General features: G+C 73.9%; 17 protein-coding genes and 1 pseudogene. 9 read left to right on the top strand and 9 right to left on the bottom strand.

The features are described 5' to 3' along the window. Positions 1-870 (top strand): LLM class F420-dependent oxidoreductase, encoded by an 870-nt coding sequence (locus ACYU8I_RS05790; protein WP_460838422.1) that lies wholly within the window; start codon positions 1-3, stop codon positions 868-870. Next, complete coding sequence (locus tag ACYU8I_RS05785; RefSeq protein ID WP_460838420.1) at positions 867-2,510, top strand: phospho-sugar mutase; 1,644 nt, start codon at positions 867-869, stop codon at positions 2,508-2,510. Before ACYU8I_RS05790 ends, ACYU8I_RS05785 begins: the two co-directional genes overlap by 4 nt. Before the next feature lie 4 nt (positions 2,511-2,514). On the opposite strand, the gene ACYU8I_RS05780 is transcribed toward ACYU8I_RS05785, so the two are convergent. From ACYU8I_RS05780 to ACYU8I_RS05765, 4 genes are all read right to left on the bottom strand, one after another. Then, the gene (locus ACYU8I_RS05780; protein ID WP_460838418.1) at positions 2,515-3,045 is read right to left on the bottom strand and encodes a PH domain-containing protein; all 531 of its coding nucleotides are present in this window, start codon (positions 3,043-3,045) and stop codon (positions 2,515-2,517) included. Positions 3,046-3,049: 4 nt separating this feature from the next. Continuing rightward, complete coding sequence (locus ACYU8I_RS05775; protein ID WP_460838417.1) at positions 3,050-3,229, bottom strand: hypothetical protein; 180 nt, start codon at positions 3,227-3,229, stop codon at positions 3,050-3,052. 63 nt (positions 3,230-3,292) lie between these two features. Further along, positions 3,293-4,288, bottom strand: a complete 996-nt coding sequence (gene meaB, locus ACYU8I_RS05770) for a methylmalonyl Co-A mutase-associated GTPase MeaB (RefSeq protein WP_460838500.1) — start codon at positions 4,286-4,288, stop codon at positions 3,293-3,295. Beyond that, positions 4,285-5,475, bottom strand: coding sequence for an acetyl-CoA C-acetyltransferase (locus tag ACYU8I_RS05765; protein ID WP_460838415.1), 1,191 nt, complete (start codon positions 5,473-5,475; stop codon positions 4,285-4,287). The genes meaB and ACYU8I_RS05765 overlap by 4 nt, the downstream gene beginning before the upstream one ends. A gap of 130 nt (positions 5,476-5,605) precedes the next feature. On the opposite strand from ACYU8I_RS05765, the gene mce reads away from it, so the two are divergent. The 6 genes from mce to ACYU8I_RS05735 all read left to right on the top strand — a co-directional run bounded on the left by mce (position 5,606) and on the right by ACYU8I_RS05735 (position 11,967). Then, entirely contained in the window at positions 5,606-6,055 is a 450-nt protein-coding gene (mce, locus tag ACYU8I_RS05760) for a methylmalonyl-CoA epimerase (protein WP_460838413.1), read from the top strand. Positions 6,056-6,108: 53 nt separating this feature from the next. After that, entirely contained in the window at positions 6,109-7,140 is a 1,032-nt protein-coding gene (locus ACYU8I_RS05755) for an AAA family ATPase (protein ID WP_460838412.1), read from the top strand. Next, a complete protein-coding gene (locus ACYU8I_RS05750; protein ID WP_460838410.1) occupies positions 7,137-8,096 on the top strand; it encodes a DUF58 domain-containing protein in 960 nt (319 codons plus the stop codon). The genes ACYU8I_RS05755 and ACYU8I_RS05750 overlap by 4 nt, the downstream gene beginning before the upstream one ends. Further along, complete coding sequence (locus ACYU8I_RS05745) at positions 8,093-9,037, top strand: VWA domain-containing protein (RefSeq protein ID WP_460838408.1); 945 nt, start codon at positions 8,093-8,095, stop codon at positions 9,035-9,037. Before ACYU8I_RS05750 ends, ACYU8I_RS05745 begins: the two co-directional genes overlap by 4 nt. Positions 9,038-9,196: 159 nt before the next feature. Continuing rightward, entirely contained in the window at positions 9,197-10,534 is a 1,338-nt protein-coding gene (gene ccrA, locus ACYU8I_RS05740; protein WP_460838407.1) for a crotonyl-CoA carboxylase/reductase, read from the top strand. 131 nt (positions 10,535-10,665) lie between these two features. Beyond that, positions 10,666-11,967, top strand: a complete 1,302-nt coding sequence (locus tag ACYU8I_RS05735) for a hypothetical protein (protein WP_460838405.1) — start codon at positions 10,666-10,668, stop codon at positions 11,965-11,967. A gap of 111 nt (positions 11,968-12,078) precedes the next feature. On the opposite strand, the gene ACYU8I_RS05730 is transcribed toward ACYU8I_RS05735, so the two are convergent. From ACYU8I_RS05730 to ACYU8I_RS05720, 3 genes and pseudogenes are all read right to left on the bottom strand, one after another. Beyond that, on the bottom strand, positions 12,079-12,309 hold the full coding sequence (locus ACYU8I_RS05730) for a hypothetical protein (RefSeq protein WP_460838404.1): 231 nt from the start codon (positions 12,307-12,309) through the stop codon (positions 12,079-12,081). Positions 12,310-12,426: 117 nt separating this feature from the next. Continuing rightward, complete coding sequence (locus ACYU8I_RS05725; RefSeq protein ID WP_460838402.1) at positions 12,427-13,233, bottom strand: hypothetical protein; 807 nt, start codon at positions 13,231-13,233, stop codon at positions 12,427-12,429. Between the two features lie 9 nt (positions 13,234-13,242). Beyond that, positions 13,243-14,281 (bottom strand): annotated as a pseudogene (locus tag ACYU8I_RS05720) (helix-turn-helix transcriptional regulator). Between ACYU8I_RS05720 and ACYU8I_RS05715 the strand changes: the two are divergent. Continuing rightward, on the top strand, positions 14,280-14,807 hold the full coding sequence (locus ACYU8I_RS05715) for a DinB family protein (RefSeq protein ID WP_460838400.1): 528 nt from the start codon (positions 14,280-14,282) through the stop codon (positions 14,805-14,807). The pseudogene ACYU8I_RS05720 and the gene ACYU8I_RS05715 sit on opposite strands and share 2 nt — an antisense overlap. A gap of 4 nt (positions 14,808-14,811) precedes the next feature. Here the strand turns inward: ACYU8I_RS05715 and ACYU8I_RS05710 are convergent, their stop codons facing one another. Together ACYU8I_RS05710 and ACYU8I_RS05705 are read right to left on the bottom strand one after the other, a co-directional pair. Further along, positions 14,812-15,273, bottom strand: a complete 462-nt coding sequence (locus tag ACYU8I_RS05710; protein ID WP_460838398.1) for a hypothetical protein — start codon at positions 15,271-15,273, stop codon at positions 14,812-14,814. Positions 15,274-15,299: 26 nt separating this feature from the next. After that, positions 15,300-17,108 carry a 3-hydroxyacyl-CoA dehydrogenase family protein gene (locus ACYU8I_RS05705; protein ID WP_460838396.1) on the bottom strand — a complete coding sequence of 603 codons (1,809 nt, stop codon included), beginning with the start codon at positions 17,106-17,108 and terminating at the stop codon, positions 15,300-15,302. Between the last annotated feature and the right edge of the window lie 26 nt (positions 17,109-17,134).

Genomic DNA, 17,134 nt, shown 5'->3' with positions numbered 1-17,134 from the left:
GTGGAGCTCGCCCTGCACGTGTCCCAGCTGGGGTTCCCCGGAGCCCCGGCCTCGACGGCGAGCACGCTCGCCGAGGTCGCCCGCACCGCCGACCGGGGCGGCATCGAGACGCTGACCCTGATGGACCACTACTTCCAGATGGAGCAGCTGGGCGGCCCGGCCGAGCCCATGCTCGAGGGCTACACCGCCCTCGGCTTCCTGGCCGGGCAGACCGAGCGCATCGAGCTCGGTCTGCTCGTCACGGGCGTCACCTACCGCCACCCCGGGCTGCTCGCCAAGGTCGTCGCGACGCTCGACGTGCTCAGCGGGGGTCGGGCGATGCTCGGGCTCGGCGCCGCCTGGTACGACCGCGAGCACGCCGGCCTCGGCGTGCCGTACCCGCCGACGGCCGAGCGCTTCGAGCGACTCGAGGAGGCGCTCGAGGTGTGCGCCCAGATGTTCGGCCCCGACGAGGGGCCCTACGAGGGTCGCCACTACCAGCTCGCCGAGACCGTCTGCCGCCCCGCGCCGCTGCGCGAGGGCGGCCCGCGCGTCGTCATCGGCGGTCAGGGCGAGCGCAAGACGCTGCGCCTGGTCGCGCAGCACGCCGACTCCTGCAACCTGTTCGCCCTGCCCGACGACCAGCTGCGCCACAAGCTCGAGGTGATCGACCGGCACTGCGCCGACGTCGGTCGCGACCCCGCCACCGTGCGGCGCACGCTGATCGCCGGTGACCCCCTCGACGACGTCGACGACTTCCTGCGTCGTGCCGAGGGCTGGGTGTCGCTCGGCTTCACGCAGGTGTGGGTGGGCCCCCGCCAGGACGACCCGGTGGGCTCGACCGAGCGGATCGTGACCGAGGTGCTCCCCCGGCTGCGGGGGCTGCGGTGAGCGACCTGCTCGAGCGCGCCCGCGCCTGGGTCGCCGACGACCCCGACCCGGTGACCCGCGCCGAGCTCGAGGCGCTCCTCGAGGCGGGTGACACCGAGGCCCTCGCCGAGCGCTTCGCCGGCACGCTGGAGTTCGGCACCGCCGGCCTCCGCGGCCCGCTCGGGGCGGGTCCCACCCGGATGAACCGGGTCGTGGTCACGCGCGCCGCCGCCGGCCTGGCGGCGTACCTCGACGACTCGGCTACCGACGGCCCCGTCGTCATCGGCTACGACGCCCGCCACAACTCCGAGGTCTTCGCCCGCGACACCGCCGAGGTCGTCGCCGGCACCGGTCGCCAGGCGTTGCTGCTGCCCCGTCCGCTGCCCACCCCGGTGCTGGCCTTCGCGATCAAGGACCTCGGAGCCGCCGCCGGCGTCATGGTCACCGCGAGCCACAACCCGCCGCAGGACAACGGCTACAAGGTCTACCTCGGTGACGGCAGCCAGATCGTGCCGCCCGCCGACGCCGAGATCGCGGCGCGCATCGACGCGGTCGGCGCCGTGGCCGACGTCCCCCGCGGCACGGGCGTCGAGGTGCTCGACGACGCCGTCGTCGACCGCTACCGCCGTACGGCGACCCGGCTGCTCGGCGGCGGGGCGCGCGACCTCTCCGTCGTCTACACCCCGCTGCACGGCGTCGGTCGCGACCTCGTCGTCTCGGCGATGCAGGACGCCGGGTTCGCGGCCCCCCACGTCGTCGCCGAGCAGGCCGAGCCCGACCCCGACTTCCCGACCGTCGCCTTCCCCAACCCCGAGGAGCCGGGCGCGATGGACCTCGCGCTGGCGCTGGCCGCCGAGGTCGACGCCGACGTCGTGGTCGCCAACGACCCCGACGCCGACCGCTGCGCCGTGGCCGTGCCCGGCCCGCAGGGGTGGACGATGCTCTCGGGCGACGAGGTGGGCGCCCTGCTGGCCGACCACTTCCTGCGGCTGCGGCGCGAGGGCACCTACGCGACGACCATCGTGTCGTCGACGCTGGTGGGCAAGCTCGCCCGGGCCCACAAGCAGCTCTACGCCGAGACGCTCACCGGCTTCAAGTGGATCGGCCGGGTGCCCCAGCTGGCCTTCGGCTACGAGGAGGCGCTCGGTTACTGCTGCGACCCGCGCCACGTCGCCGACAAGGACGGCGTCACCGCGCTCCTCGTGGTGCTCGACGTCGCCGCGCGCGCCAAGCGGGCGGGCAAGACCCTGCGAGACCTGCTCGACGAGCTGGCCGTGGCCCACGGGCTGCACGCGACCGACCAGGTGTCGGTGCGCATGGACGACCTCGCAGCTATCCCGGCCGTGGTCGACCGGCTGCGCGACCACCCGCCCGCGAGCCTCGGCGGTCTCGAGGTGGTGCGCGTCGACGACCTCAACCAGGGCGCCGGTGGTCCTGCCGGCGACCTGCCGCCGACCAACGGGCTGCGGCTGGTGCTCGCCGGGCTCGAGGGCGGCGACGCCCGCGTCGTGGTGCGCCCGTCCGGCACCGAGCCCAAGGTCAAGTGCTACCTCGAGGTGGTGGTCCCGGTCGGCGAGGGCGGCGTCGACGCCGCCCGCATCGTCGCGACGGGCCGGCTCGACGCCATCGGCTCCGAGCTCCGGCTGGCCGCCGGGCTGTGACCCGCTAGCGCTGGACCTTCTTGCTGCGCAGGCCGGCGTCGCGCTGCACCCGCTGGATGGTGAGGTTGCGCTCGTCGATGCGCGGCACGTAGCGGATGTCGCGCAGCCCCTGCTCCTGCGCGGCCGACTCGAAGGTGAAGTGCCCGAAGCCGAGGATCCGGCCCCAGATCGGCTTGTCCACGCTGATGTCCAGGATGCGCCCGAGCGGCATGGAGGCCTCGTGGCGGTTGACGAGGCCGTGCACCCGGAAGACCTTGTCGCTGGTGACCACGAAGCGGTCGATGTTGCGCGAGAGCGCGAGGAAGACCGCCCAGCCGACCAGGCCGAGGCCCGCGAGGAAGGGGAACCACGCGGCGTCGAGCGGCACCACCAGGAACGTCACCCACACCACGACGCCGACCACCCCGAGCAGCGTGGGCACGACGTAGACCACCCAGTGCTTGGTCACCTCGTCGGCGATGACCTCGTCGTCGACGCCGTCGGTGAGCAGCCGACCCGAGATGTCGGGGTCGGTGAGCCAGTGGCGCAGGCCCACGGGCCTAGCTCGTGACCGTGGACAGGAACCGGCTCAGCGCGTTGAACAGCTGGACGAGCAGGTCCCAGATCGAGGTGCCCAGGTCACGCACCAGGGCGCCGAACTGGCCGGGACTGGTGACGAGGAACCACAGCAGGAACAGCACGATGACAAGGCCGACGCCCTTCTTCACCACGGCGGTCATGACGGCTCCTCTGCTGTGCGCACGGGACAGTCCTGTTCTACCAAGCGCGTGCGCCGCCGCGCCCTAGGCGCGCGGTGCCGTGTCGACCCCGTCGATGCCGTCGATCGACTCCAGCAGCGCGTCGGCCGCGGCGTACGGGTCGAGCCGGCCGCCGACGACGTCGGCAGCCAGGCCGTCGAGGGCGTCGTGCTCGTGCACGCCCCGCCAGCGCGAGCGCAGGGCCGTGACCGCGATCGCCTCGATCTCGTCGCGGGCCCGTCGCTCGCGGCGCCGGGTCAGCTCGCCGCCGGCCTCGAGGTGCTCGCGGTGCTGCTCGAGGGCGTCGACGAGCTCGTCGAGCCCTTCGCCCTTGCTGGCCACGGTCTTGACGATGGGCGGTCGCCAGGCGCCCTCGGGTCGCTCGGCGAGGGCGAGCATGCCGCGGAGCTCGCGGCGCACCTGGTCGGCGCCGTCGCGGTCGGCCTTGTTGACGACGTAGAGGTCGCCGACCTCGAGGATGCCGGCCTTGGCCGCCTGCACGCCGTCGCCCATGCCGGGGGCGAGCAGCACCATCGTGGTGTCGGCCAGGCCGGCGATCTCGACCTCGCTCTGGCCCACGCCGACGGTCTCGACGAGCACGACGTCGCAGCCTGCGGCGTCGAGCACCCGCAGCGCCTGCGGGGTCGCCCAGGAGAGCCCCCCGAGGTGGCCGCGGGAGGCCATCGAGCGGATGTAGACGCCCCCGTCGAGGGCGTGGTCCTGCATCCGGACCCGGTCGCCGAGCAGGGCGCCGCCGCTGAAGGGCGACGACGGGTCGACCGCCAGCACCCCGACCCGCTTGCCGCGAGCCCGCAGGGCACCCACGACCGCAGCCGTCGTCGTCGACTTGCCGACACCGGGCGAGCCGGTGACGCCGACGACCTGGGCGTGGCCCGCGTGCGGCACCAGCGCCGCCATCACCTCGCGCAGCGCGGGCGAGGCGTCCTCGACGAGCGAGATCAGCCGCGCGACCGCGCGGGCGTCGCCCTCCCGCGCCCGGGAGACGAGGGAGGGGACGTCACCGCGCGAGCGCCTGCTCAGGAGGCGGGCACCTTCACGACGAGGGCGTCGCCCTGGCCGCCGCCACCGCACAGCGCGGCGACACCGGTGCCGCCGCCGCGGCGCTTGAGCTCGAGGGCGAGCGTCAGCACCACGCGGGCGCCGGACATGCCGACGGGGTGGCCCAGCGCGATGGCGCCGCCGTTGACGTTGACCTTGTCCTCGGGCAGCCCGAGCGCACGGGCCGACTCGATGCCGACGGCGGCGAAGGCCTCGTTGAACTCCACCAGGTCGACGTCGTCGACGGTGATGCCCTCCTTGTCGAGGGCCTTCTGCGTGGCGTTGGCGGGCTGCAGCTGCAGCGTGGAGTCGGGGCCGGCCACCTGGCCGTGGGCCCCGATCTCGGCGAGCCAGGTCAGGCCCAGCTCCTCCGCCTTGGCCTTGCTCATCACCACGACGGCGCAGGCGCCGTCGGAGATCTGCGAGGCGGAGCCGGCGGTGATGGTGCCCTCCTTGTCGAAGGCCGGGCGCAGCTTGCCGAGCGACTCCGCCGTCGTGTCGCCGCGGACGCCCTCGTCGGCGTCGACCACGAGCGCGTCGCCGCGGCGCTGCGGGATCTCGACCTTGACGACCTCGTCGTCGAACAGGCCGTTCTTCCACGCCGCGGCAGCCTTCTGGTGCGACTGCGCCGAGAACTCGTCCTGCTCCTCGCGCGTGAGGTCGGTGCCCGAGGCGTTGCACTGCTCGGTCAGGCCGCCCATCGCCTGCTGGGTGGCCTGGTCGAAGAGCGCGTCGTAGGCCATCGAGTCGACGAGCGAGGTGTCGCCGTACTTGAAGCCCTCGCGCGACTTCGGCAGCAGGTGCGGGGCGTTGGTCATCGACTCCATGCCGCCGGCGACGACGACGTCGAACTCGCCGGCGCGGATCAGCTGGTCGGCGGTGGCGATGGCGTTGAGGCCGGAGAGGCAGACCTTGTTGATGGTGGTCGAGGGCACCGAGGTGGGCAGCCCGCCGAGCAGGCCCGCGGTGCGGGCGGGGTTCTGGCCGGCACCGGCCTGGATCACCTGGCCCATGATCAGGTAGTCGACCTGCTCGGGCGAGACGCCCGCCTTCTCGAGCGCGCCCTTGATGGCGACGCCGCCGAGGTCGGCCGCGGACAGCGTCTTCAGGCCCCCCAGCAGCCGACCGATCGGGGTGCGGGCGCCGGCGACGATGACGGATCCGGACATGGGGCGGGCCTCCTGTTACCTGGGGGTAGGGCTGCGCCGCACAGTAGTCCGCGCAGGGCGCTCGTGGTCAGGGTGTCACGGACGTCACAGGGGGTCGACGCAGGTACGCCGGCCCACGACACTGACCGGCATGAGCGAGCAGACCGGCACCCTCCCCACGCACCTGTTCACCGCGATCGACCACGTCGGTGTGGCCGTGCCCGACCTCGACGAGGCCATCGCGATGTACACCGAGAAGCTCGGCATGCGGGTGCTCCACGAGGAGACCAACGCGGAGCAGGGCGTGCGCGAGGCCATGGTCGGGGTCGGCGACTCCGGCTCCTGCATCCAGCTGCTGGCGCCGCTCGACGAGACCTCGACCATCGCGAAGTTCCTCGACCGCAGCGGGCCGGGCCTGCAGCAGCTCGCCTACCGCGTCGACGACGTCGAGGAGGTCTCGGCCGTGCTGCGCGAGCGCGGCCTGCGGCTGCTGTACGACGCCCCCCGTCGCGGCACCGCGGGGTCGCGCATCAACTTCGTGCACCCCAAGGACGCCGGCGGCGTGCTCGTCGAGCTGGTGGAGCCGGCCGCCGACCACTGACCCCCGGGTCGTCGACCGGGCCGGGGGTTGCCCCGGGTTGGTCCAATGGGGTGGTGAGCGACCCCACCGAGACCCCGTCCGGCAGCAGCGTCGACGTGACCGGCGCGGCCGCGCGCCTCGAGCGCGCCCTGGTCGAGGTCACGAAGGTCGTCGTCGGCCAGGAGCACATGGTCGAGCGCATGCTCGTCGGGCTCCTCGCGCGCGGACACCTGCTGCTCGAGGGCGTGCCCGGGGTCGCCAAGACCCTCGCCGTGCGCACCCTCGCCGAGACGGTGGGCGGCACCTTCCACCGGCTGCAGTTCACCCCCGACCTGATGCCCGGCGACATCGTCGGCACCCGGGTCTGGCGGCCCTCGACCGAGACCTTCGACGTCGAGCTCGGCCCGGTCTTCGCCCACCTCGTGCTCGCCGACGAGGTCAACCGGGCCCCGGCGAAGGTGCAGTCGGCGCTGCTGGAGGCGATGGCCGAGCGCCAGGTGAGCATCGGCGCCACCACCTACCCGCTGCCCGAGCCCTTCCTCGTGCTCGCCACGCAGAACCCCATCGAGTCCGAGGGCGTCTACCAGCTGCCCGAGGCACAGCGCGACCGCTTCCTGATGCGCATCGTCGTCGACTACCCGACCGAGGCCGAGGAGCTCGCGATCCTGCACCGGATGAGCGTCGACCCGCCCCGCCCCCACGCGGTGCTCGGCCCTGACGACGTGGTCGCGCTGCAGCGGGCCGCCGACGGCGTCTTCGTGCACCACGCGGTCGCGCAGTACGCCGTGCGGCTGGTGGTCTCGACCCGCGAGCCAGAGCGCTACGGGCTCGCCGCGATCGCCCCGCACGTCGAGTTCGGCGCCAGCCCGCGCGCCACCCTCGGCCTGGTGGCCGCGGCCCGGGCCCTGGCGCTGCTGCGCTCCCGCGACTACGTGCTGCCGCAGGACGTCGCCGACGTGGCCCGTGACGTGCTCGCCCACCGGCTGGTGCTCACCTTCGACGCCGTCGCCGAGGGCATCGACGCCCGACAGGTCGTCGACCACGTGCTGGCGCTGGTGCCGCGGCCCCAGGTCTCGGCCCAGCAGACCAGCGGCGGGGCGGCGTGAGCGCCGTCCCCTCCACGCGCTCCGAGGCCGCGCGCGCGTTCGCCTCGCTCGAGCTGCTGGTCGGCCGTCACCTCGACGGACGTCTGCACGGGCGCGACACCGGGCTGCGGCTCGGCACGGGCAGCGAGACCGAGGAGGTCGCGCGCTACGCCCCGGGCTCCGACGACGTGCGCCGCATCGACTGGAACGTCACCGCGCGCACCACCGAGCCGCACGTCTGGCGCACCCGCGCCGAGCACGAGCGCGAGACCTGGCTGCTGGTCGACGACACCGCCAGCATGCACTTCGGCACCGTCGAGACCGAGAAGCGCGACCTCGCCGCGCAGGTCGCCGGCGCCGTCGGGCTGCTCTCCGACGGGCCCGGCAACCGCGTGGGCAGCGTCCGGCTCGACTCCCGGGGCCTGCACTGGTCGGCACCGCTGCCGCCCCGCCTCGCCGCCGTGCGCTCGCTGTCGACCGACCGCCTCGGGTCCCGGCCGGGCACCCGGGCCGAGCCCGCGAGCGGGTCGGCACCGACCGACCTGGCGGGCGCGATCGACGCGCTCGAGCGACGCCACCGCCGCGCAGGGGTCCGGGTGGTGGTCAGCGACCTCGTCGAGCCCGACGGCCGCACCGAGCGCCCGTTCGCCTGGGAGCGACCGCTGCGTCGGCTCGCGCACCGGCACGGCGTGCTCGTCGTGGAGGTCGTCGACCCGCGCGACCTCGCGCTGCCCGACGTCGGGGCCGTGGTGCTGGTCGACCCCGAGTCCGGGCACACCCAGGAGGTGTGGACCTCCAGCCGCCGCGTGCGCGACGAGTACGCCGCCCTGGCCGCGGCGCATCGCGCGGCCGTCGCCGACGCCGTGCGCGCGGCCGGAGCCGGCCACGTGGTGGTGCGCACCGACCGCGACTGGGTGCGCGACCTCGCCCGCTTCGTGCGCCAGCAGCGCCTGCCGCGCCGAGGGGGCGTGCGATGAGGTTCGCCAGCCCCTGGCTGCTCCTGCTGCTGCTCCCCGTGGTGGCGCTGGTCGTCGCCTACGTCCTGGCCCAGCGCCGACGACAGCGCCACGCGCTGCGCTTCGCCGCCATGCCGATGCTCTCGCGCGTCGCCTCCCGCGGGCCGGGGTGGCGCCGCCACGTCCCCGCCGCCCTGCTCCTGGTCGCGCTCGCCCTGCTCACGCTGGCCGTGGCCCGGCCCGAGGCCGACGTGCGGGTCCCCCGCGAGCGGGCGACCGTGGTGGTGGCCGTCGACGTCTCCCTGTCGATGCAGGCCACCGACGTCGACCCGAGCCGGCTCGAGGCGGCCCAGCGGGCGGCCGTCGACTTCGTCGAGGGCCTGCCGGACGGCTTCGGTGTCTCCGTGGTGAGCTTCTCCGGCCAGGTCACCGTGCTCGCGCCGGCCGACGCGGAGCGGCAGCAGGCGGTGGACGCGCTCGAGGACCTCCGCCTGGCCGAGGCCACGGCGATCGGCGAGGGCGTCTTCACCTCCCTGCAGCAGGTGGAGGACGCCGCCGCCGAGGGCGGGGGCGACGTGCCGGGCCAGGTCGTGCTGCTCTCCGACGGCACCAACACCGTCGGACGCTCGCCCTCCGAGGCGGCGCGGGCCGCGGTCGAGGCGGGCGTGCCCGTCTCGACGATCGCCTACGGCACCCCGCTGGGCACCGTCGAGGTCGAGGGGCAGCTCGTGCCGGTGCCGGTCGACGAGGAGTCGCTGGCGCGGCTCGCCCAGGAGGCGCGCGGAGCGGCGTACACCGCGCAGACCGGCGACGAGCTCGAGCAGGTCTACGACGACATCAGCTCCTCGATCGGGTGGACCACCGAGCGTCGCGAGATCACGCAGTGGGTCGCCACCGCCGCGCTGCTGCTGGGTCTGCTGGCCGCTGGGCTGTCGCTGCGCTGGGGCACCCGGCTCCCCTGACGGCGGTCTCCGCTCGGGCCGCGACCGGCTGGTCCAGTGTGGGTGAGACGTCCTTCACAATGCCGGGTGGGTCGAGGTTACCGTCCGGTACGGTCCTGGCACCCCTGACCGGCAGCGCCGGCCAGGGGCCACCAGACCACCGGCCCCGGAGGACCACCCGTGCAGCAGATCCTTGACGCCATCCTCGCCGGCGACACCGCCTCGGAGGACTTCGCCGCCCTGCCGCTCCCCGAGAGCTACCGCGCCGCCACGGTGCACAAGGCCGACGTCGACATGTTCGAGGGCATCCCGAGCAAGGACAAGGACCCCCGCAAGTCGATCCACGTCGAGGACGTCGCCCTGCCCGAGCTGGGCCCGGGCGAGGCGCTGGTGGCGGTGATGGCCTCGGCCATCAACTACAACACCGTCTGGACCTCGATCTTCGAGCCGGTCTCCACCTTCGGCTTCCTCGAGCGCTACGGCCGGCTCTCCGAGCTCACCAAGCGCCACGACCTGCCCTACCACGTGGTCGGCTCCGACCTGGCCGGCGTCGTGCTGCGCACCGGCCCGGGCGTCACCAAGTGGAAGGCCGGCCAGGAGGTCGTCGCGCACTGCCTCTCGGTCGAGCTCGAGGACCACATGGGCCACGACGACACGATGCTCGACCCGCAGCAGCGGATCTGGGGCTTCGAGACCAACTTCGGCGGCCTCGCCCACGTCGCCCTGGTCAAGGCCAACCAGCTGATGCCCAAGCCCGACCACCTGACCTGGGAGGAGGCCGCGTCCCCCGGCCTGGTCAACTGCACCGCCTACCGCCAGCTGGTGAGCCACCACGGCGGCCAGATGAAGCAGGGCGACAACGTCCTCATCTGGGGCGCCTCCGGCGGGCTCGGCGGCTTCGCGACGCAGTACGCCCTCAACGGCGGCGCCACCCCGGTGTGCGTGGTCTCCAACGAGGAGAAGGCCGCCATCGCGCGCAGGCTGGGCGCCGAGCTGATCATCAACCGCTCCGAGGAGGGCTACCGCTTCTGGAAGGACGAGCGGACCCAGGACCCGAAGGAGTGGAAGCGCTTCGGCGCCAAGATCCGCGAGCTCACCGGAGGCGAGGACATCGACATCGTCTTCGAGCACCCCGGTCGCGAGACCTTCGGCGCGAGCGTCTACGTCACCCGCAAGGGCGGCACCATCACGACCTGCGCCTCCACCAGCGGCTACATGCACGAGTACGACAACCGCTACCTGTGGATGAACCTCAAGCGCATCGTCTCCAGCCACTTCGCCAACTACCGCGAGTCGTGGGAGGCCAACCGCCTGGTGGCCAAGGGCAAGATCCACCCCACCGTCTCGCGGGTCTACGGCCTCGACGAGGTCGGCCAGGCCGCGCTCGACGTGCACCACAACAGCCACCAGGGCAAGGTCGGCGTGCTCTGCCTGGCTCCCGAGGAGGGCCTCGGCGTCCGCGACGAGGAGATGCGGGCCGGCCTGCTGCCCAAGATCAACGCGTTCCGGGGCGTCTGAGACCTCTCGCGTCCCATCCGTCCCACCACCCGAACCGGCCCCGGCGCGTCGCAGCGCCGGGGCCGGTTTCGGCATCACCCGTGAGCGACACTGTGCCGGTAGTCGTCACCGCACGGGGAGTTGAGCACCGCATGACCAACGAGGGCCTGTCCATCTTCGACCGCGAGCCCGAGCCCGAGGACGAACCCCAGCCGGAGTCGCGTCCCGAGCCCGCGGGCGACGACCGGTCCGCCGACGCCACCCAGGTCATCCCGGTGGTCGACGACCGCACCACGCAGACCAGGACGCGCCCGGCGGCCCCCGCCCAGCGCACCTCGCAGGACCCCGAGAAGAGCACGCCGCAGACGTCCCCGGAGAAGCCCGTGTCGCAGACCACCGCCCCCCAGCCCACCGCGCAGGAGGCAGCCCCCCAGCAGCCGGCCGCGCCCGCTGCCCGGACGGCGGCGCCGCAGCTGCCGACCGTGCGCCGCGGCGGCTACGACACCGGCGCCGTCGACGCCTTCGTGCGCACCTCGACCGCCGAGAAGGCCGGGCTCACCGCCAGCCTCACCCAGGCCCAGGCCCGGCTGCAGGCCCTCGAGGCCGAGGTCGAGCAGCTGCGCACCCGGGCCGAGGAGAACGACAACCCGACCTACGCCGGCCTCGGGGCGCGGGCCAACGAGATGCTGCGCCTCGCCGAGGAGCAGGCGGCCGACGTGCTCACCGAGGCCAACGCCCAGGCCCAGCAGGTGCGCCACCAGGCCCAGCGCGACGCCGCGGCCACCACCTCGCAGGCCGAGTCCGACGCCGAGGACATGCGGCTGGTGACCCTCCGCGAGCTCGACGAGACCCGCGCCCGCACCGCTGCCGAGATCGAGGGCCACCGCACGCGCTCGCTCGCCGAGGCCGACGACACCCTCGCCTCGGCCCGCCGCCAGGCCGAGCAGATGCGCCTGGCCGCCGAGCAGGAGACCAACGCCGAGCGCACCAGCGCCGCCCGCGAGGCCGAGGCCGCCCGGGCCGCCGCCGAGCGCGAGGTCGCCGAGGCCAAGCGCGAGCTGGCCGTCGAGCAGGAGCGGATGACCCGCGAGGCCGCCGAGAACCACGACGCCGCCCGCGCCGAGACCAAGCGCCTCGTCGAGGAGGCCCAGGACCGGGCCGCGGCCGCCGAGGCCCGCGCCCAGGAGGCCACCGCCGCCGCCCAGGCCGCCCGCGAGAGCGCCGAGCTCGAGGCCGAGCAGGTGCTGACGCGGTCGCGTCGCGAGGCCGAGCAGGTCGTCAGCGCCGCGAAGAAGCAGGCCGAGCAGCTGCGCAACACCGCTCACGTCGAGAAGGAGCAGGAGCTCGCGGCGCTCGAGGCCGACGTCGCGCGGCTGAGCAAGCGGCGCGACTCGATCACCGCGCAGCTCTCCGCGCTGCACGACGTGGTCGCCGGCTTCGGCAAGGACGACTGAGCACCGAGGTCATCTCGCTGGTCGAGCCTGTCGAGACCACGCCGACGACGACGGCCGCGTCCCCCTCGGGGGACGCGGCCGTCGTCGTTCCTGCGGGCAGTCAGGTCCCGGTCAGGCCGACCAGCGCACGGACTCCTCCACGACGTCGGCGAAGGCGTGGACGCCGCGCAGGTCCTCGCGCGCGGCCAGCAGGCTGCTGACCCCCTGGAGGTGGCGCGTGGCCAGGTCGCAGACCGCGCCCTCGCGCGAGCGGCGTACCGGACGAGCCGGACGGACGGTGGCGAGGGACGGGTCGGTCAGGGCCGGCGAGGTCGTCGCGGGGCCGCTGTGGGGCGGGGTCATGGCTCCAGGGTGCCCAGCCAGGGTCACTGCTGGGTTGAGTCCGGGTTACGACCAGGTCAACTCTTTGATCGATCAAACCCACACGACCGCAGACAGCCGGGCCGATCGCGACCGGGCTCAGAAGCCGAAGTCGCCGCCGAAGTCGAAGCCGCCGCCGACGTCGCCGCCGCCCGACCAGCCCCCGAAGTCGGACGCGCCGCCCATGTCGCCGCCCATGTCACCGCCCGTGTCGCCGGAGCCGTCCCAGCCGCCCCCGAAACCGCCGAAGGCACCGCTGAACATCATGCCGACGAACATCCACTGCATCGGGGCGAAGGCGGCGAAGTAGCCGGCGGCGTACGGCTCGTAGGCCCGACCGCCCTGCCAGTACGGCACCCGCTGGGCGCCGACCATGACCTTGCGGGTGTCGGGCTCGGCGCCGGCCTTGACGCGCTCGGCGTCGAGGGCGCACGCCGGGACGTCGCGCTCGGCCCCGCCGGGCGGCGCCCACAGCACGTCCTCGACGGAGAGCCCGTGACGCGGGTCGAAGAAGCACGGCGGGCGTCGCGTGGGCAGCGGCTCGCCGGCCACGCGGGCCCGCACGCAGGCCATGGCGTAGCGGCCGTCGTCGAGGATCTCCGTGACGTGCTTGACGTCGTCCTTGGCCGAGAGCCGGTCGGCGGCCCGCTTGGCCGACTCGTAGCTGTCGAGCGCGCGCTGGTAGTCGGCGCGCTGGCCGTCGTCGAGCTGGCGGCCCGCGAGGTCGGTGTCGAGCTGCTGCAGCTCCTCGCCGAGGACCGTGACGTCCTCGAAGACGAGCGTGCGCACCGGCGCCAGCTCGCTCTCGGCCAGCTCGGCCTGGCGCCGCTTGGAGCGCTGCACGGCGGCGTACGCCGCACCGCCGAGCACCAGCAGCGCGATGACCCAGAAGACCAGCTCCACCATGACCCAACCCTACGCGGGCGCCGAGGGAGACCCCGGGCCTCGAGAGGCTGCCCGTCCGAGACGGCCGGCCGCACGTGCCATGGCGTCGCGGAGCTCAGGCGGGTCGAGGACCTCGAGCTCGAGGTCGAGGAGCAGCAGGTGGGCCACCAGGTGCTCCAGCGCCTCGGCGCCGGTCGTGAGCACGCAGGCACGCTCCCCCTCCGCCTCGACCCTGCCCGCGAGCGGGCCCACCCGGTCGGCGACGGTGGCGGCGGGGGCGTCGATCCGTACGCGGGCGACGTGGCGGTACTGAGCGGCGCTCACCCCCTCCTGGACGAGGGCGACCGGGTCGGGGTGCTCCCGCGGGGCGAAGCGCCAGGTCGTGGCGCTGGCCGCGCCGATGCGGTCGAGCCGGAAGCTGCGCCAGTCGTCGCGGTCGACGTCGTGCGCGACGAGGTACCACCGCCGGCTCGTGGCGACCAGTCGCACCGGCTCGACGAGGCGTCGCGACGCGACGTCGCGGGCGCTGGTGTAGTCGAGGCGGACCCGCACCCGGTCGCGACAGGCCCGCGCCAGCAGGAGCAGCACGTCGCCGTCGACCGGGGCGGCCCCGCCCAGCAGGGTGTCGGTCGCGTCCTGGATGGCGCGCACCTCGGCACGCAGCCGTGGGGGCATCACCTGGTCGAGCTTGGCGAGCGTGCGCACCGCGGCCTCGCTGGCGCCGGCCACGGTGCCGCCCGCCGCCAGGCGCAGCGAGACCGCGACGGCGACCGCCTCCTCGTCAGCCAGGAGCAGCGGCGGCAGCGCCGTCCCCGCCCCGAGGCGGTAGCCACCGGCCGAGCCCTGGGCGGCCTCGACCGGGTAGCCGAGGGTGCTGCAGCCGGTCGACGTCGCGGCGGACGCTGCGGGTGGTGACGCCGAGGCGCTCGGCCAGCTCGGGCCCCGTCCAGGTCGGGCGGGACTGCAGCAGGTCGAGCAGCTGCAGCACCCGCTCCGTCGTCCCCACGCGCCCATCGTGCCAGGCACAGCGGACAGGACCTGTCCTGTTGGAGGCGCACGGTGTGCCCATGAGCGAACTCGACTGGACCGACCTCCTCCTCGACCAGCTGGTGTGGCACTGGGAGCAGCAGCTGCGCCCGCGCCTCGACGGCCTCACCGACGACGAGTACCTGTGGGAGCCGGCGCCCGGCAGCTGGAACCTGCACCCGAGTCCCGACGGCTCCGTGAGCGTGGACTTCGCCTTCCCCGAGCCCACGCCCGTCCCCGTGACCACCATCGCGTGGCGGCTCGCCCACGTGGTCGTCGGCATCTTCGGCGACCGCAACGCCCGTCACTTCGGCGGCCCGGCGGCGTCGTACGACTCCTGGGCGTACGCCGCCACGGCTGACGAGGCGCTGCGGCAGCTCGACGACGGCTACGACCGCTGGGTCGCAGGCGTCCGCTCGCTCGACGACGCCGCGCTCGCCCGCCCGTGCGGCGAGGACGGGTTCGAGACCCTCCCGATGGCGGCGCTGGTGCTGCACGTGCACCGCGAGGTGCTCCACCACGGCGCCGAGCTGGCCCTGCTGCGCGACCTCTGGCCGCACCGGGGCTGAGGCGTCAGGCCGGCACGACGTCGTCGGACTCGTCGGGAGCCGGGCTCGAGCCCTCCTCGCCGTAGCGGCAGACCGCCAGGGTGACGACCTGGTGCCGCTTGAACTCGGACGAGCCGGTGATCGCGCCGGCGTAGTCGTCGGCGGGCAGCTCGGCGTAGTAGCGCACGGCCTCGAGCAGCAGGTCGGCCGTGCGCGACGGCTCGTCGGCGGCGTACCGCTCGGCCTCCGGCACGGCCTGACGGAAGAACCGCACCGTGAGCTCCGGGGCACCCTCGTTGAAGGCGTCGATGCCGGCGCGCACCTTCGCGCACGGCAACGGGTCCTCGTCGGGGATCGCCGGGGGCGAGGGGGCCGCCTCGGCCGTGGGGCTGCTGGTCGGGCTGCGGTCCTCGGCCGCGGGCGGCGTCGTGCCGCCGCACCCGGCCAGGGCCAGCAGCAACGACACGACGAGCAGGACGGGCCTCACGTCGGTCGAGTCTGCCAGCCCGGACCTCAGCGGGAGCTGTAGTCGCGGAAGCCGCGACCGGTCTTGCGGCCGAGGTAGCCCGCGGTCACCAGGTGCTCCAGCAGCGGGGCGGGGGCGAAGCCGGGCTCGCGGAACTCCAGGTAGAGCTCGCGCTGGATCGCCAGCGAGACGTCGTTGCCGACCACGTCGAGCAGCGCGAACGGCCCCATGGGGAGCGCGCAGCCCTGCTTCATCGCGGCGTCGATGTCGTCGGCGGTCGCGTAGTGCGCCTCGAGCATCTTGATGGCGTCGTTGAGGTAGGGGAAGAGCAGCGCGTTGACGATGAAGCCCGCCCGGTCGCCGCACGAGACGGCGACCTTGCCCACCTTCGCGCACAGCGCGGTGACGGTCTCGGCGACCTCGCTGCTGGTGGAGACGGTCGAGACCACCTCGACCAGCTTCATGATCGTGGCGGGATTGAAGAAGTGCATGCCGATGACGTCCTGGGGCCGCTTGGTCGCCGAGGCGCACGAGATGATCGGCAGCGACGAGGTCGTGGTGGCCAGGATCGCGCCGGGCTTGCAGATCTCGTCGAGGTTCTCGAAGAGCGTGGTCTTGACCTTGAGGTCCTCGGCGATCGCCTCCACCACGATGTCGGCCTGGGCGAGGTCGTCGAGCGCGGTGGTGCCGGTGAGCCGCCCGAGCACCTCGGCCCTCGCCGACTCCTCCAGCTTGCCCCGCTGGATCGCCTTGTCGAGCGAGCGCTCGATGGTGCCGCGGACCCCGTCGACCTTGGCGTCGCTGCGGCCGACGTAGACGACGTCGTACCCGGCCTTGGCGAAGACCTCGACGATGCCGGTGGCCATGGTGCCGGTGCCGACGACGCCGACCGTGGCGATGTCGTGGCGCAGCTGCGGGGCATCGGCCGCCGACGGCGTGCGCTCGTCGGCGACGACGACCGGCGAGTCGGGACCCTCGTAGGTGTAGAAGCCGCGACCCGACTTGCGACCCAGCAGACCCGCGGTGACCATCTGCTTGAGGATCGGCGCCGGGGCGTGCAGCCGGTCGCGGCCCTGGCGGTACATCGTCTCGAGGATCTCGTAGGCGGTGTCGAGGCCGATCAGGTCGAGCAGCGCCAGCGGGCCCATCGGGTAGCCGCAGCCGAAGCGCATGGCGGCGTCGATGTCCTCGCGCGTCGCGTAGCGGGCCTCGAACATCGAGACCGCGTGGTTGAGGTAGCCGAAGAGCAGCGTGTTGGCGATGAAGCCGGCCTTGTCGCCGCAGACGACGGGGTTCTTGCCGAGCGTGCGCACGAGGTCGCAGACGTCGTCGAGGACCGAGGGGTCGGTCACGACCGTGCGCACGACCTCGACGAGTCCCTGCACCGGCGCCGGGTTGAAGAAGTGGATCCCGACGACCCGGCCGGGGCGCTTGTTGGCCGTCGAGATCTCGGTGACCGAGAGCGACGAGGTGTTGGTCGCGAGCACGGTGTCGGGCGAGACGATGTCGTCGAGGTCGGCGAAGATGCGCTTCTTGATGGCCGCGGACTCCACGACGGCCTCGACCACGAGGTCGGCGTCGCGCAGGTCGGCGAGCTCCGCCGTCAGCGTGACCCGGCCCAGCAGCTCCTCGCGCTCGGACTCGCTCAGCTTCTCGCGGCGCACGGCGCGGGCGGTCGAGCCCTCGAGGTGCTGACGGCCCCGGGCGACGGCCTCGTCGTCGATCTCGACGCCGACCACGGCGTAGCCGTGACGGGCGAAGACCTCGACGATGCCGGCCCCCATGGTGCCGAGCCCGACGACGCCGACGGTGCGGAACTGGCGGGACTCGCGGGCTGCTTCAGGGGCCTCGGTCATGGCCACATGGTGCCAGAGGTTACCGA

Source organism: Nocardioides marmoraquaticus (assembly GCF_054777915.1).
The sequence above is the reverse complement of the archived record's forward strand: the minus strand, read 5'-3'. Positions and strand labels throughout refer to the sequence as shown.

Coding starts and splice junctions, on each gene's coding strand:
- ACYU8I_RS05775 (WP_460838417.1), bottom strand. CDS start 3,229: ATGACCGCCGTGGTGAAGAAGGGCGTCGGCCTTGTCATCGTGCTGTTC.
- ACYU8I_RS05765 (WP_460838415.1), bottom strand. CDS start 5,475: ATGTCCGGATCCGTCATCGTCGCCGGCGCCCGCACCCCGATCGGTCGG.
- mce (WP_460838413.1), top strand. CDS start 5,606: ATGAGCGAGCAGACCGGCACCCTCCCCACGCACCTGTTCACCGCGATC.
- ACYU8I_RS05745 (WP_460838408.1), top strand. CDS start 8,093: ATGAGGTTCGCCAGCCCCTGGCTGCTCCTGCTGCTGCTCCCCGTGGTG.
- ACYU8I_RS05735 (WP_460838405.1), top strand. CDS start 10,666: ATGACCAACGAGGGCCTGTCCATCTTCGACCGCGAGCCCGAGCCCGAG.
- ACYU8I_RS05730 (WP_460838404.1), bottom strand. CDS start 12,309: ATGACCCCGCCCCACAGCGGCCCCGCGACGACCTCGCCGGCCCTGACC.
- ACYU8I_RS05725 (WP_460838402.1), bottom strand. CDS start 13,233: ATGGTGGAGCTGGTCTTCTGGGTCATCGCGCTGCTGGTGCTCGGCGGT.
- ACYU8I_RS05715 (WP_460838400.1), top strand. CDS start 14,280: ATGAGCGAACTCGACTGGACCGACCTCCTCCTCGACCAGCTGGTGTGG.
- ACYU8I_RS05705 (WP_460838396.1), bottom strand. CDS start 17,108: ATGACCGAGGCCCCTGAAGCAGCCCGCGAGTCCCGCCAGTTCCGCACC.